This is a genomic window from Streptomyces sp. BR123 (assembly GCF_013401435.1).
Classification (GTDB): Bacteria; Actinomycetota; Actinomycetes; order Streptomycetales; family Streptomycetaceae; genus Streptomyces.
On sequence record NZ_JACBGN010000183.1, the window covers coordinates 1 to 14,655 of the forward strand.

The window sequence follows — 14,655 nt, forward strand, 5'->3', positions numbered from 1 at the left end:
GACCTCCACAACACCTCCCCACCCGCCCGCGTCCCGAACCGGGAAGACCCCCGCGATCGCGGGGGTCTTCCCGGTTCCGTGCCGTCCGGCCCGGGACTCCTCAGGAGCCCGCGGCCAGCCCCTGCGGGAGCTCGCCGGCGGCAGGCGTCCCCTCCTCCTCCAGCACGCTCTCGCCGTACAGGGCATGCAGCCAGTTGCGCTGGTAGACGGTGTCCAGGTAGCGCTCGCCCAGATCGGGGGCGAGTGCCACGGCGGTGAGGTCACGCGTGTCGTGAGCGGCGAGCCACCTCGTGGCGCCGCTGACCACCGTGCCGGTGGAACCGCCGAAGAGGAAGCCCTTGCGGGCCATACGGTGACAGGCCCGGATGGTGTCCGCCTCCTCGACCCGGATCACCTCGTCCACGAACGTCTCGTCCAGCAGCGGGGGCCGGACGCTCATGCCCAGCCCCGGGATCATCCGCCGGCCCGGCTCGCCGCCGAAGGACACCGACCCCACGGCGTCCAGGGCGACGATGCGCACCGGTCGGTGCCACTCCCGGAAGAACCGGGCGCAGCCCATGAGGGTGCCGGTGGTGCCGGCCCCGACGAACAGGACGTCCAGCGCCGGGAACCGGCGCGCTATCGCCGGCGCGGTGCGCCGGTAATGGGCCCGCCAGTTGCCGGGGTTGGTGTACTGGCTCAACCACACGTACCGCTCGTCGGAGGCGCACAGTGCCCGGACGTAGTCCAGCCGGGCACCGAGGAAGCCGCCGGCGTGGCCCTCCTGGGAGATGACGCGGACCTCACTGCCCAGTGCCTCCATCATCAGCCGGGTGGGCAGGTTGCAGCGTGAGTCGGTCACACAGAGGAACTGGTAGCCCTTGCTCGCCGCGATCATGCTGAGGGCGACGCCGAGGTTTCCCGACGAGGACTCGACGATGATCGAGTCCTCGTGCAAGAGGCCCTCCTGCTCGGCGGATTCCACCATCTCGATGGCGGCCTTCAGTTTGATCGAGCCGGCGAAGTTGAATCCCTCGCACTTCAGGAAGAGCGGCTGCCCGAACATCGGCCGGAGGTCGACGTAGAGCTGCTCCTCGTTGAAGTCGTAGGGACGGGATATGACGGGCACGGTTGCCCTCCTCATCCTCGGCAGGGTTCTTCATCTCCCGATCGGGGGACCCTGTGTCAGCGGACGTGCTGTCCTGTGCGAGGCGACTGCGTCCGGTTGCGGTTCATCCGTAACGGCGCAGGCCGTGGAAGAAGTCCTCGATGAAGTGCAGTTCTCCTGACCGTTCCAGTTCGTCGTAGACGAACTTGCCGACTGCGAGGTCGAGCACCCCGAGACCGAAGGGGGAGAAGATGACCGGCCGGTCGGCGGGTACGACGACCTGCCCCGTCATCACTTCGGTCAGCGTGCCGTGCAGGAACTCGCGGTTTCCGGTGAGCTGCTCGGCCAGATGGGGCGAGGTGTCCGCCTTCAGGCAGTGCTCGACGTCGTCGACGATGTTGGTCGAGCCGAGCAGGATCTCCGGTGCGAGGTCGCGCAGCGACACGTGCAGCACCAGGGGGTTGTGCGAGAACCACGAGGGGTCGTGGACGTGCGGGGTGCCGGCGACGGTGGCGAAGACCACCACGTCGCTGTAGCGGATGAGCTCCTCGGCGGTGTTGTGCACCGTGATCTGCCCGGGCGTGTCCGACTGCTCCAGGTAGCAGCGGAACCCGGCGGCGCTCTCGGGCGACAGGTCGTGGATCCCGATCTCGTCGAAGGACCAGCCGGTGGCCGCCAGGAAGGTGTGGATGTAGCGGGCGATCAGTCCGGCGCCGAAGAAGCCGACCCGGGTGGGGCGGGGCCGGCCCCGGCTGAGCCTGTCGGCGGCCAGCGCCGCCGAGGCTGCGGTCCGGCTGGCGCTGATGACGGAGCTCTCCAGGCAGGCGAACGGGTAGCCGGTGGCGTGGTCGTTGAGGATCAGCACGGCCGAGGCACGGGGAATGCCGACCCTCACGTTCTCCGGGAAACTGGAGATCCACTTCAGCCCGTCCACCGGTGCCGCTCCCCCCAGGGAGGCGGGCAGGGCGATGATGCGGGAGGAAGGACGGTCGGGGAAGCGCAGGAACTGCGAGGGAGGGTTCACCGAGTGGCCGGCACTGTGCAGCCGGTAGGTGGCCTCGACGAGCTCCACGAGGTGCTTCTCGCGGCCCCGGAGCACCTGCTCCACCTGGATCCCCGGGACCACGGCGAAGGGCGGCACGGTCAGCGCGGCCTCGGCCGGTGTCTCCGAAGCGGAGGGGGACGACGTACCGGTCATCGTGCGGTTACCTCCACGGTGGGCGAGCAGTCGGCCAGGTGGACCGGGTCGGCCAGGCCGACGAGCACCTCGCGCGGACCGTCGTAGGGCTCCCGGCTGTGCGCCGTGCGGATGTTGTCCACCAGCAGCAGGTCACCGGAGTGCCACGGCTCACGCACCGTTTCCTGCTCGTAGATCTTGTTCAGGAGTTGCACCGCGTCCTCGCCGATCGGGTCGCCGTTCCCGTAGCGCGTGTTGAACGGCAGGCCCTCGGGGCCGTAAACGTCCACCAGGTACTCGCGCACTTCCGGGGCGAGCGTCCACTCGTTGAGGAAGGCGATCTGGTTGAACCAGCAGCGCCTGCCGCTGACGGGGTGACGCACCACGGCGCTGCGCCGCTGCCGGGTCCGCAGCCCGCCGTCGGGCTGCCAGGCGAACTCGATGGCGTGGGCCCGGCAGTACGCCTCCACGGCGGCCCGGTCCTCGGTGCCGAAGGCCTCGGCCACCGATGCCCCGATCTCGTCGTTGTAGCTGCGGGTGAGCAGCCAGCCCTCCCGCTCGAACCGCTCGGTCAACTCGGCCGGCAGGGCGTCGAGCACGGTCGGCCCGTCGGCCACCGCGGTGGCGCCGCCGGTGGCGGGCGCCGTCGGGCAGGCGAAGAGCATCAGGGCCGGGAACTCCACCCGGTAGCTGAGCTCGTGATGCATGCACATCGGCTGGTTCGTCGGCCACTGCGTGGCGGAGTACACCCCGCCGCCGTGGTCCTTGCGGGGCGCGAACGCCTCGCGTTCGGCCATCAGCTCCGCGGCCAGGCCGCGGAACACCTCGCCGATCACGGCCGGTTCACGCAGTCCGAGGCCGCGGACCAGCAGTGCGCCGTGCTCCGCGACCACGGCGCGCAACGCGTCCCGGTGCCGGGCTGCCCACTGCGGGGCCTCGTCGTCGATCTCGACCTGCAGCACCGGTGGTCGCCCGGGGTGCAGTTCCGGATCGGGAAGTGACGTCGGGGATGAGGACGCCATCTGGCTCTCCTTTCGGTGGCGGCTCGACGTGAGCCGGTCATTGCGTGGCGTGCAGGACGGCCTTCGCGGTCTCCAGGGGACGTGTCCGTGGAAAGTGGTGGCCGCCGTCGGTGAGTTCGTACAGCTCCACCCGCCGGGCCAGCACACCCCAGTCGCGGTGCCGCAGCGCGGCCCCGGCCGTGTACGGGTCGTCGGCCGCGACGACGACCGTCACCGCAGTGGCCAGCCTGTCGGCCGGCGGGGACTGGACCAGGTCGGCGAAGTAGTGGTGGGCGCTCACGCAGTCGTGCCGGTAGGCGGCGGCCGTGCGTTCGGCCTGCCGGGCGCCCGGCGCCGGCGTTCCTCCGGAGCCGCCCGCGGTGAGCCGGGCGGCGATGACCGCGTCACTCTGCTGCTCCAACTCCGCTGCGGCAGAGCGTCGCTCCGTTGCGCTCCCGAGCAACTGGGCGCCGATGAACAGGTGTCGGGCGGGCGTGCCGGCTTCCTCCAGGAGTCGCGCCACCGCCACGGCCAGCGCCGCGCCGGACGAGTGCCCCCACAGCAGCACGCCCGACATCCCCTGTCGGCGGATGTCGTCGGCGACCTGCACGGCCACCTCGGAGAGCGGCGCGAGGGGCTCCGCCCCGGTCGCCGCCGGATCGTGCCCCGGCAGCTCCACCGCGTGCACCGCCGGCCCGCCACCCGGCAGCGCCTGGGCCAGCGGCAGGAAGTTGACCGCGTTCCCGCCCGCGGGCGGGATGCACACCAGGGCGCCGGCCCGGCTGTCCGCCGGGCGCGACAGCGTCTGGAGCAGCACGCCCCCCGCGATCCCGGCGGCCCGTGCCCCGAGCGGCCCGCCTTCGCCGGCCGGCGGGCCGGCGGGCGTCTGCCCGGAGCGCTCGTCCACCAGCGCGGCGAGGTCGGCAAGCACCGGGCAGCGGGTGACGTCCTTCAGGGAGACCGCCCGGTCCAGGGCGATCGCCAGCCGCACCGCGGCCAGCGAGGTGCCGCCGCGGTCGAAGAAGTGGTCCATCCGCCCGACCCGGTCCTGCGGCACGCCGAGTACCTCGGCCCAGGCGGTGGCCAGCCGGTGCTCGGTGGGCGTGGCCGGTACGGCGTACCCCTCCCCGGTCCCGCCCGCGTCGGCGAGATCGGCGAGCTCCGTGGCCAGCGCCGTCAACGCCTTCCGGTCGGTCTTGCCGTTGGCCGTCAGCGGCAGGCTCTCGCGCCACTGGAAAACCGGGGGCACCATGTAGCCGGGCAGCGAGGCACCCAGCTGCTCCCGCAGCCGCTCCGGGTCGAGCTCCTGAGGCCCGCTGTAGAAGGCCACCAGGTGCTTGCCCCGGTCACCTCGATCGGTGACGACCACAGCGCCGTCCCGTACGCCGGGCACCCGCAGCAGGGTGTTCTCGATCTCGCCGATCTCGATCCGGAAGCCGCGGATCTTCACCTGGGTGTCCCGGCGGCCGAGGAACTCCAGCTTCCCGTCGGGCAGCCAGCGGCCGTGGTCGCCACTGCGGTACAGCCGCCGACCGGGCCGGTGCGGATCGTCCAGGAAGGCCGCCGCGGTCCGCTCGGGATCGTTGACGTACCCGCGGCCCACGCACACCCCGGAGAACACGATCTCGCCGGGAGCGCCCAGCGGGACGGGGCGCAGGTGTTCGTCCACGACGTACACGTGCACGTTGGCGATCGGCCGGCCGAGCGGCACCCGCTCCTGCCGCGGCACCCCGTGCATCACCTCGTGGTTGGTGTCGTCCGAGGTCTCCGTCAGCCCGTAGGCGTTGACCAGCGGGATGTCCGGCTGGGCGGCGAACCAGCGCTCGGTGAGCTCCTTCTTCAGCGGCTCGCCGGTGACCGACACGCAGCGCAGGTCGGGCAGGGCCCGCGGCCGCCGCTCCAGGCACGTCATCACCACCTCCAGGTACGAGGGCACCACCTGGAGCACCGAGACCCGGCCCTCGACGATCCGGTCGAGGAAGCGCTCGGCGTCCAGGATGACGTCCTGCTCCACCAGGAGCGTCCGGCCGCCCACCAGCAGCGCCGAGACCAGCTGCCACAACGAGATGTCGAAGCACTGCGGCGCGATCTGCGCCACCACCGCCGAATCGGTCACCCCCAGGTCGTCGATCTTCGCCCGCAGGTGGTTGAGCATGCCGGCGTGCTCGCACATCGCGCCCTTGGGCGTGCCCGTGGAACCGGAGGTGAAGTAGATGTAGGCCAGCTGGTCGCCGGCCACGGCCACGCCCAGGTCGCGGCCGTCCGTCTGCTCGGCCAGGGCCGTGTCCAGGCACAGGACGGTGGTCCCGGGCAGCGTGGCCGCCGCCGGCTCCAGCGTGGCCGTGCTGTCGGCCGTGGTCAGCACCAGCCGGCACCGTGCGCGCTCCAGCGTGGCCGCGATGCGTCCGGCGGGGAAGTGCGGCTCGATCGGCAGGTACACCCCGCCCGCCTTGAACACGGCCAGTACCGCCGTCAGCCACTCCGGGGTGCGCTCCGTGACGACCGCCACGGGGTCCTCGCTCCGCAGTCCGCGGGCGAGCAGGGCCCGGCCCAGCCGGTTGGCCCGCTCATTGACCTCCCGGTACGTCCAGCTGCGCGCGCCGTGCACCACCGCCACCGCCTGCGGGTGCATCCGGACCCGCTCCTCGAACAGCTCGTGCGCCCGACGGTCCGGCAGGTCACGCCGGGGGCCGGCCAGCTCCTCCAGCTGGAAGTGCACTTCCTCCGCCGAGAGCAGGCTCTGCGGATGGTGCGCGGCGTCCGGGTCGGCGGCCAGCAGGGCGAGCGCGGTGCAGTGGTAGCCGGCGATCCTGCGGGCGGAATCGGGGTCCAGCGCCTCGGTGCGGTAGCGCAGCCGCAGGACGAGCCGGCCCGGGGCGTGCGCGGCGCCGACCACCAGCACCGCCTGCTCCGCGGGTTCCGGCCCGCAGGCGGACCGGGTGGCGGCCGGTGCCGTGCCGACGCCGCCCTCACCACTGGAGTCGAACACGGTCTCGTACGACGGTCCGGGCAGGCCTGTCTCGCGGCGCAGCGCCTCCACCGGGTACCCGCCGTGCTCACGCAGCGCGGACTCGACCCCATGGACCTCCGCCACCAGGCCCCGCCACGACTCCGGCGCGGTGTCCAGCCGGCAGGGCAGTACGGGGTCGCCGGGCGCCGCCACGTATCCCGCGGTGACTTCGCGTTCACCCGAGAGCGCGGCCAGCACCCGGGCGTGTGCGGCCAGGAGGAGCGTCGTCAGCGGCACTGCCAGCTCCGACGCCCGGCGGCGCAGACCGGCGGCGACCTCCTCGGGGACCGGCTCCTCGTGGGTGGCGACCCCCGCCGCCGGAGCGTGCGTCCACCGCGGCAGCGTGGTGGAACCGCCGGACAGGAGCACGCGGTGCCAGAAGTCCCGGCCGCCCTCCAGGTGCACTGCCATGATGCCTCCGCTCACCGCTGCCGGGCCGCGGGGCGGCCGGCCTCGGGCCGATGGGGGTTCTCGCGTGTCTCGGTCGCCGGGTTGCCGCCCCACCGGGCGCCCGCCGGGACGTCCTCGCCCTTCATCAGGAAGGAGTCGGCGGCGAGGTGGGACCCCTCGCCCATCGTCACGCCGTAGTGCACGTGGGAGTTGACACCCAGCGTGCAGCCGGCGCCCACGGTGCTGTAGTCGGACTTGAAGGTGCCGTCCTCCTGGGAGTGGCACTGCACCCTGCTGTGGAAGTTGAGCGTGCAGTCGTCGCCGACGGTGGCCAGCGTCCGCTCCGTCACCGAGAACCCGTCGTCGAAGACCCGACGTCCGATCCGGACCCCGAGCAGCCGCCAGACCAGCGGCTTGAACGGGGTGCCGTTGAAGACCACGAGGTGCTGGTCGGGCACCTTCCACAGCCGCTCCTGGCGCCAGAAGACGGGGTCGTAGATGGAGCACAGCTGCGGGCGCAGCGGACGCCAGGCGGTGAAGGACCGCTCCACCGCGACGTAGTACAGGGTGGTGACGAGCAGGCCGACCGGCAGCATGACGGCGAGCGCCACCTCACCGAGCAGTTCGTACAGGTCGGCGGTGAGCAGGCCGATCAGCGTGTACAGGAAGACGTGCAGCCAGCGCACGCCCAGGAACAGGGCCATGCTGTGCCGGTTGTAGCGGTTCTTCGCCCGCAGGTTCGCCCCCAGCTCCCGGTCGCTGCGCAGGTGGTCGAAGCGGGTGTCGCGCTCCACCGTGCGCGGGATCTCGAAGCACGGCGAGCCGAGCAGTCCCACGCCCTCGCGGATCTCGCCGTCGAGCGGGACCATCACCTTCGTGGCCAGGAGGCAGTTCTCGCCCGTGCGCCCCCCGGCGGGGTAGGCGATGTTGTTGCCGAGGAAGTTGCTCGCCCCGACCTGGGCCCGGGTGACCCGGAAGGACGAGCCGGAGAACTCCGCGTTGAGCACGGACAGGCCGTCGGCGACCATCGTGCCGCTGCCCACCTTGACCAGGAACGGGGTCTCGTGCTGCACCTCGGTGCCGAAGTTCGACCCGGTCTGCACCGTCTTGGACAGGTCGTATCCCAGTCTGCGCAGGTAGGGGACGATGTACGAGCTGTCACCGCACAGCCAGCGGAAGAACCTGATGTTGGTCATACGGGCGATCAGCCGGTGGATCCCGTAGTGGAATCCGTACAGCGGGTAGACCCGGTCGGGCGTCATCAGCCGGTTCAGCAGCCGGGGCACGGTGTAGAGCAGGCCCAGGCTGAGGACCACACCGCCGAAGAAGAACACCGTGGCGAGCACGAAGGCGTCCAGGTAGACCAGCGAAGAGGAGTAGCCCAGCGTGCCGGGGGCCAGCGCCCGATCCAGCGCGGGCACCTCCCGCAGCACCATGTACAGCCCGCCGATGGTCAGCGGCACGTACAGCACCAGCAGCTGGAGCAGGGCAACCAGCCCGTAGCCGGTGCGGCGCAGCGTGCTGCACGGGCGCGGCGGCACCCGGACGTAGTCCACGTCCGTGGGCTGGGCCGGGGTGCCGTGCCAGCGGGCCCCGGCCGGGACGGACTGCCCCGGGAGCAGCGTGGAGGTGTGGCCCAGCTGGGACCCGTCGCCCATGGCGGTGTCGATGTCGAGGACGGTCTTCTCGCCCACGAACACGTCCCGGCCCAGAGTGACCCGACCCGTCTGGATGCGACCTGCATGCGCCCGGTAGCACAGGAAGGTCGACTCCTTCCGGATCACCGTCCCGGCACCGATGGTGAGGAGGTCCGTACAGACGGGGATCGTCCGGGTCAGGATCGTCACCCCCGGGCCGATCCGGGCCCCCAGGGCGCGCAGGTACAGCACCTGCAGGGGGTTGCCGACCAGCAGTGCCATCGGTGAGGCCTGGACCAGCACGCGTACGGTCCACAGGCGGAGGTAGGCCAGGCTCCAGATCGGGAACTCCCGTGGTTTCCAGCGGCCGACGAGGATCCACTTCGCCGCGATCGGCAGGGCGCACAGCGCGGCGAACAGCGAGCCGCCGAAGACCAGTGAGCGCAGGTAGACGGAACCCGCGCCCGGCGCCCCGGAGACCCATTCGAAGCCACGGGTCGTCAGCGTGCCGGCGACGAGGCAGTAGCCGAGGAACACCAGGCACTGCACCACGCCGCACATCGCGTAACGGGCGGTGCTGGTCCGGGTCGGCGCCTCGTGCGGGGGCGGTGGTTCCACGGCGACCACGACGTCTCCGACCACCGAAGCGGCCAGGCCGCGCACCGTGGGCTCACGGTAGATGTCCTTGATCGAGATCGAGGGCAGGTCCGACCGCTTCCTGATCCGGGCGCAGAACTGCGCCATGACCAGCGAATTGGCGCCGAGGTCGTCGAAGAAGTGGCTGTCCGCCGATACCCGGTCGACCCCGAGGACGTCGGCCAGCACCTCGGCGAAAGTTCGTTCGATGTCCTCCGTCGGGTCGGTGCTGCTGGGCTCCGCGAGGGCGGATGGCTCCGGCCCGGACGTCAGGACCTCGACCGATTCTTCTTCCATGCGGGCTCCTTGAGGAAATTCCTCCTTGAGGAGATGACAACCCCCGGCCCCGTACGGCCGCACCCGGTGTCCGGACACATCCCGAGCTCATCGGCTCGGTCCGGCCGTCGTGCCCTTTGAGTCTTACTCCGTCGGCGCCCGGTTGCCACTCGGAACGGATCACTCGCCACCGGGGCGACACGCCCACACCGGTGCGAACACTGCGTGATCCCGGGTTCCGTGACCCGGGCCGTTCCGTGAGGCCACTGCTCCGAACGGGTCCGTTGGTCGCGCGGGTGGTCACACCGGTGCCCGGAAACGCGAAAGACCCCTGATGAACAGGGGTCTTTCGGTGGTGTGTCCGAGGGGGGACTTGAACCCCCACGCCCGATAAAGGGCACTAGCACCTCAAGCTAGCGCGTCTGCCATTCCGCCACCCGGACCAGGTGATCCGCCCCGGTCTCCCGCGGCGACATGGACAACAATAGCAGCAGTTCGGCGTGGTTCCGACCAGGTATTCGCACCGGGGTGCGCGCTGACCTGCGGGCATGCCGCCGGGGGGCCTGGCGAGGCGGCTCGTCCCGCCGCTTCCCGCGGCTCCCGGACCCGTCGCGGCTAAGGGCAGCGGATGACCTGGCCGGCGTACGAAAGGTTCCCGCCGAAGCCGAACAGGAGCACCGGGGCGCCAGAGGGGATCTCGCCACGCTCGACGAGCTTCGACAGCGCCATCGGGATGCTCGCCGCCGAGGTGTTGCCGGAGTCGACGACGTCGCGGGCGACGACCGCGTTCACGGCGCCGAGCCGCTGGGCCAGCGGCTCGATGATCCGCAGGTTCGCCTGGTGCAGGACCACCCCGGCCAGGTCCTCGGGCGTGAGCCCCGCCTTCTCGCACACCTGGCGGGCCAGCGCCGGCAGCCGGCTCGTCGTCCAGCGGTACACGGACTGGCCCTCCTGGGCGAAGACCGGCGGCGTGCCCTCGATCCGGACGGCGTTCCCCATCTCCGGGACCGACCCCCACAGCACCGGCCCGATCCCGGGCTCCGTGCAGGCCTCGACGACGGCCGCGCCCGCTCCGTCGCCGGTCAGGACGCAGGTGGTGCGGTCCGTCCAGTCGGTGACCTCGGTCATCTTGTCCGCGCCGATGACCAGGGCGCGCCGCGCGGAGCCGGCCCGGATGGCGTGGTCGGCCGTGGCCAGGGCGTGGGTGAAGCCCGAACAGACCACGTTGAGGTCCATGACGGCCGGACCGGCGCCCATGCCCAGCTTCGCGGCGACCCGCGCGGCCATGTTGGGGGAGCGGTCGATCGCCGTGGAGGTGGCCACCAGCACGAGGTCGATCTCGTCCGGGACCAGCCCGGCGCCCGCCAGCGCCTTGCCCGCGGCCTGGTAGGCCAGCTCGTCCACCGGCTCGTCCGGACCGGCTATGTGCCGGGTCCGGATGCCGACGCGCGAGCGGATCCACTCGTCACTGGTGTCGACCCTGGCGGCGAGGTCCTCGTTGGTGAGGACCCTCGCGGGCTGGTAGTGCCCCAGAGCCACCACGCGCGAACCGGTCATGGGCGGGAACCCCCCTCGTACGACTGCAGGACCATCCAGCCTGACCGGCTACCGGCGGGTACGTGGGCGCGTGACCCGACAGGTTCCGGTTACGGAATTTGGAGATTCCGCAGCATGCTCCTCGTCCGGGACAATGAGCACCTCAGGGGCACGACGACGTGCGCCGCGAGGAGAGAACGGGCGGTCTGATCACATGGGACGGGTCACCGAGCGCCGTCGCGTCATACGGGTGCGGAACGGGACGACCGGGGTCCGCCCGGACACGCTGGTCGCCGAGGAACCGCTGGAGGTGCGGCTGGACGGCAAGCCCCTCGCGATCACCATGCGCACTCCCGGCGACGACTTCGCGCTCGCCGTGGGCTTCCTGGTGAGCGAGGGCGTGCTGGGCTCCGCTGCGGACGTCCAGGCCGTGACCTACTGCGAGGGCGCCACGGAGGACGGCTCGAACACGTACAACGTCGTCAACGTCCGACTCGCTCCCGGAGTTCCGCTTCCCGAGGTCACCCTTGAGCGGAACGTCTACACCACCTCCTCCTGCGGCCTGTGCGGCAAGGCCAGCCTGGACGCGGTCCGCACGGCCACCAGGTTCCCCCTGCCGCCGGCCGTCGGCGACGGCGCACGGATCCCCGTGGAGCTCCTGGGCCGGCTGCCGGACCGGCTGCGGGAGGCGCAGAAGGTCTTCGACCGCACCGGCGGCCTGCACGCCGCCGGCCTCTTCACCCGCGACGGTGAGCTCCTCGACATCCGGGAGGACGTCGGCCGGCACAACGCCGTCGACAAGATCGTCGGACGGGCCCTCCAGGCCGGGCGGCTGCCCCTCTCGGACACCGTGCTGCTGGTGTCCGGCCGGGCGTCCTTCGAGCTCGTCCAGAAGGCCGCCATGGCGGGCATCCCCGTCCTGGCCGCCGTCTCGGCCCCGTCCTCGCTGGCCGTGGACCTGGCTCTGGAGTCGGGGATGACGCTGGTGGGCTTCCTGCGCGGCGGCAGCATGAACATCTACGCCGGCGAGGACCGCCTCGACCTCGGCGCCCAGGACGCCCCCGCCGCGGCGGAGCACTAGCGGCCCCGGCGGCCTCCGCCCCTGCGTCCCGTACGGCCCTCGGCGTTCCCGCCGCCGCCCTTGCCGGGGGAACCCGCCGGCGCCGGCGGGTCGATGCGGTGCAGGTCCAGCGTCGCCGGGAGCGGGGCGGTGCCCGGCCCGCCCGCCTCGGCCCAGGCGATGACCTCGTCCGTCGCGGTGTCGTCCAGCGCCCAGCCGAACCAGGCCGCGCGGGCACCCCGCCGGCGCGCCTCGGTCGTCGGCTGCACCACGATCACATTGGCCTGCGCGCACGGGCCGAGGCAGTCGCTCGTACGCACGGCCAGGCGGCCCCCGGAAGCGGCGGCGGCCTCGCGCAGCCGGAGCAGCTGGCCGGCGTGGTCGGTGCCGGGGTTCTTTCGGGGGTCGCCGCAGCAGCAGCCGCGGCAGACCACGAGGGTGCAGGGGCGTTCGGCACGGGCGGCGAGCGGGCGTATCCAGGTCACTGCCGCACGTTACCGGGTGTGCGGCGCGGGGTGTTGAGGCCCGGGCGAGACCTCCGCCACACGCCCGGCGGGGAGTTCGGCCCCGGCCCCCGCCCCTGCGTTCGCGTCCGTCTCCGCATCTGCCCCTGCCCCTGCGTCCCGGGCGCGCCGCCGTGCCAGCACCGCACACACCATCAGCTGCATCTGGTGAAAGAGCATCAGCGGCAGCACCGCCAGGCTCGCCTGGGTCCCGAACAGCACACTGGCCATGGGGAGTCCGGCCGCCAGGCTCTTCTTCGCCCCGGCGAACTGGATCGTGACCCGGTCCGCCCGGCCGAACCCGAGCTGCTTCGCCCCGTACCAGGTCACCAGGAGCATGACGGCCAGCAGGAAGGCCTCCACCATCAGCAGCGCGCCCAGCCGCAGGGCGCTGACCCGGTGCCAGATGCCCGCAGCCATGCCCGCGCTGAACGCGGTGTACACCACGAGCAGGATCGAGCCTCGGTCGACGTACCCGAGGACCGCCTTGTGCCGGGCCAGGAAGCCGCCGACGCGCGGGCGCAGCACCTGCCCGAGGAGGAACGGCAGCAGGAGCTGAAGGGCGATCTTCAGCACGGAGCCGGAGGAGAACCCGCCGATGCCGCCGCCGAGCAGCCCGGCCGCGAGCAGCGGCGTGAGGAGGATCCCGGCGAGGCTGGAGAAGGAGCCGGCGCAGATGGCGGCGGGCACGTTGCCGCGGGCGATCGAGGTGAAGGCGATGGAGGACTGGACGGTGGACGGCACGAGGCACAGGAAGAGCAGCCCGCTGTGGAGCGGCGGCGTGAGCACGGTCGGGATCAGGGCGCGCGAGGCGAGGCCGAGGACCGGGAAGAGGACGAAGGTGCAGATCAGCACGGTGAGGTGGAGCCGCCAGTGGCGCAGCCCGTCCAGCGCCTCGCGGGTGGACAGCCGGGCCCCGTAGAGGAAGAAGAGCAGTGCCACGGCCGCGGTGGCGGCGCCCCCGGCGGCGGTGGCGCCCGCGCCGCGGGCCGGGAACAGGGCGGCGAGGCCGACGGTGCCGAGGAGGGCCGCTGCGTACGGGTCCAGGGGCAGCCGGGAGGGGAGGTGCGGGCGGCGCATGTACGGGCTCACTTGCAGTCGGTGGCGGAACGGGCGCGGGGGAGCGGGGAGTACCGGGGGCGTGCGGCGGTGCAGGCGTGCGGCGGTGCAGGCGGGCGGCGGTGAGGAATGCGGTGCTTCGACCCTCATGGTCGGACAGGTCGGGCCATCGGGAAACCCGTACACCGCTCTCACTGCCATCGCGTTCCGTGATGACCGTGGCACCATGGGGGGCGTGTACGACCCGGTTCAGCTCCGCACGTTCCTCACGGTCGCCCAGACGCTCAGCTTCACCCAGGCCGCCGGGCGGCTCGGCGTACGCCAGTCCACGGTCAGCCAGCACGTCCGCCGGCTGGAGGAGGCGACGGGCCGCCCGCTCTTCCTGCGCGACACCCACAGCGTGGAGCTGACCGAGGACGGCGAGGCGCTCCTCGGCTTCGCCCGGACCATCCTGGAGGCCCACGAGCGGGCGGCGGCCTACTTCACCGGAACCCGCCTGCGGGGGCGGCTGCGGTTCGGGGCGTCGGAGGACTTCGTGCTGACCCGGTTGCCGGAGATCCTGGAGGGCTTCCGCCACGAGCACCCCGAGGTCGACCTGGAGCTGTCGGTCGAGCTCTCCGGGACCCTGCACGAGCGGCTCGACGCGGGTCGGCTGGACCTCGTCCTCGCGAAGCGGCGCGGGCCGGGGGACGAGCGGGGCCGGCTGGTGTGGCGGGACCGGATGGTCTGGATCGGGGCGGAGGGACTGCGCATGGACCCGGACCGGCCGGTTCCGCTGATTGTCTTCCCGCCGCCGGGGATCACCCGGGCCCGCGCGCTGGAGGTCCTGGAACGGGACGGGCGGGAGTGGCGGATCGCCTGTACGAGCGGCAGCCTGAACGGCCTGATCGCCGCGGCCCGGGCGGGGCTGGGCGTGATGGCGCACACCCGGGGGCTGATCCCGCCCGGACTGGTCCGCGTGCAGGGGCTTCCGGAACTGGGCTCGGTGGAGTTCGCCCTGCTCCGCGGGGAGCGGGTGTCGGCACCCGCGGAGGCGCTGGCGGCGGCGATCCTCTCCGGCGCGGACCGCCTCAGCCGCGCCGGCTGACGCGCACCCCCTCCCGGGGGCCGGCAGGGCCGGGCGTACGGCCGGCAGGGCCGGGCGTACGGCCGCCCGGGTGCACCCGTCACAGGGGGGCGCACCGCCACAGGGCGCACCCGTACCGAGGCGCCCCGCCCTGCCGCTCAGGTGCCGAGGACCACCAGGCCGTCGTGGTCCCGGAGGCTGCCGGGGGTGAGGGGGG

10 protein-coding genes and 1 tRNA gene are annotated in these 14,655 nt (G+C 72.4%); 2 read left to right on the forward strand and 9 right to left on the reverse strand.

Features of this window, described 5'->3' with window-relative positions; translation table 11 throughout:
- Positions 1–100: 100 nt before the first annotated feature.
- The 7 genes from sbnA to HYE82_RS24565 form a co-directional block, all read right to left on the reverse strand.
- Positions 101–1,108, reverse strand: coding sequence for a 2,3-diaminopropionate biosynthesis protein SbnA (gene sbnA, locus HYE82_RS24535; protein WP_179176319.1), 1,008 nt, complete (start codon positions 1,106–1,108; stop codon positions 101–103).
- 103 nt (positions 1,109–1,211) lie between these two features.
- Positions 1,212–2,285 carry a 2,3-diaminopropionate biosynthesis protein SbnB gene (gene sbnB / locus HYE82_RS24540; RefSeq protein ID WP_179176320.1) on the reverse strand — a complete coding sequence of 358 codons (1,074 nt, stop codon included), beginning with the start codon at positions 2,283–2,285 and terminating at the stop codon, positions 1,212–1,214.
- Positions 2,282–3,286, reverse strand: coding sequence for a TauD/TfdA family dioxygenase (locus HYE82_RS24545; protein WP_179176321.1), 1,005 nt, complete (start codon positions 3,284–3,286; stop codon positions 2,282–2,284). Before HYE82_RS24545 ends, sbnB begins: the two co-directional genes overlap by 4 nt.
- 37 nt (positions 3,287–3,323) lie before the next feature.
- A complete protein-coding gene (locus HYE82_RS24550) occupies positions 3,324–6,686 on the reverse strand; it encodes an amino acid adenylation domain-containing protein (RefSeq protein ID WP_179176322.1) in 3,363 nt (1,120 codons plus the stop codon).
- A gap of 11 nt (positions 6,687–6,697) precedes the next feature.
- Positions 6,698–9,235 carry a Pls/PosA family non-ribosomal peptide synthetase gene (locus HYE82_RS24555; RefSeq protein WP_179176323.1) on the reverse strand — a complete coding sequence of 846 codons (2,538 nt, stop codon included), beginning with the start codon at positions 9,233–9,235 and terminating at the stop codon, positions 6,698–6,700.
- Between the two features lie 337 nt (positions 9,236–9,572).
- A tRNA-Leu gene (locus HYE82_RS24560) sits at positions 9,573–9,657 on the reverse strand.
- Positions 9,658–9,829: 172 nt separating this feature from the next.
- Positions 9,830–10,771: a beta-ketoacyl-ACP synthase III gene (locus tag HYE82_RS24565; protein WP_179176324.1), complete on the reverse strand. Its 942-nt coding sequence runs from the start codon at positions 10,769–10,771 to the stop codon at positions 9,830–9,832.
- Positions 10,772–10,964: 193 nt separating this feature from the next.
- Between HYE82_RS24565 and fdhD the strand changes: the two genes are divergently transcribed.
- Positions 10,965–11,831: a formate dehydrogenase accessory sulfurtransferase FdhD gene (fdhD, locus tag HYE82_RS24570; protein WP_179176325.1), complete on the forward strand. Its 867-nt coding sequence runs from the start codon at positions 10,965–10,967 to the stop codon at positions 11,829–11,831.
- On the opposite strand, the gene HYE82_RS24575 is transcribed toward fdhD, so the two are convergent.
- Together HYE82_RS24575 and HYE82_RS24580 are read right to left on the reverse strand one after the other, a co-directional pair.
- Complete coding sequence (locus HYE82_RS24575; protein WP_309144438.1) at positions 11,828–12,295, reverse strand: (2Fe-2S) ferredoxin domain-containing protein; 468 nt, start codon at positions 12,293–12,295, stop codon at positions 11,828–11,830. The two genes, fdhD and HYE82_RS24575, sit on opposite strands and share 4 nt — an antisense overlap.
- A 9-nt stretch (positions 12,296–12,304) precedes the next feature.
- Positions 12,305–13,393: a bile acid:sodium symporter family protein gene (locus HYE82_RS24580; RefSeq protein ID WP_179176327.1), complete on the reverse strand. Its 1,089-nt coding sequence runs from the start codon at positions 13,391–13,393 to the stop codon at positions 12,305–12,307.
- Positions 13,394–13,607: 214 nt separating this feature from the next.
- On the opposite strand from HYE82_RS24580, the gene HYE82_RS24585 reads away from it, so the two are divergent.
- Positions 13,608–14,459 (forward strand): LysR substrate-binding domain-containing protein, encoded by an 852-nt coding sequence (locus tag HYE82_RS24585; protein ID WP_179176326.1) that lies wholly within the window; start codon positions 13,608–13,610, stop codon positions 14,457–14,459.
- The last annotated feature ends 196 nt before the right edge of the window (positions 14,460–14,655 follow it).

Excerpts from the sequence above, each read along its gene's own strand:
- sbnB (WP_179176320.1), bottom strand. The coding sequence starts at position 2,285 with ATGACCGGTACGTCGTCCCCCTCCGCTTCGGAGACACCGGCCGAGGCC.
- HYE82_RS24545 (WP_179176321.1), bottom strand. The coding sequence starts at position 3,286 with ATGGCGTCCTCATCCCCGACGTCACTTCCCGATCCGGAACTGCACCCC.
- HYE82_RS24550 (WP_179176322.1), bottom strand. The coding sequence starts at position 6,686 with ATGGCAGTGCACCTGGAGGGCGGCCGGGACTTCTGGCACCGCGTGCTC.
- HYE82_RS24555 (WP_179176323.1), bottom strand. The coding sequence starts at position 9,235 with ATGGAAGAAGAATCGGTCGAGGTCCTGACGTCCGGGCCGGAGCCATCC.
- HYE82_RS24565 (WP_179176324.1), bottom strand. The coding sequence starts at position 10,771 with ATGACCGGTTCGCGCGTGGTGGCTCTGGGGCACTACCAGCCCGCGAGG.
- fdhD (WP_179176325.1), top strand. The coding sequence starts at position 10,965 with ATGGGACGGGTCACCGAGCGCCGTCGCGTCATACGGGTGCGGAACGGG.
- HYE82_RS24580 (WP_179176327.1), bottom strand. The coding sequence starts at position 13,393 with ATGCGCCGCCCGCACCTCCCCTCCCGGCTGCCCCTGGACCCGTACGCA.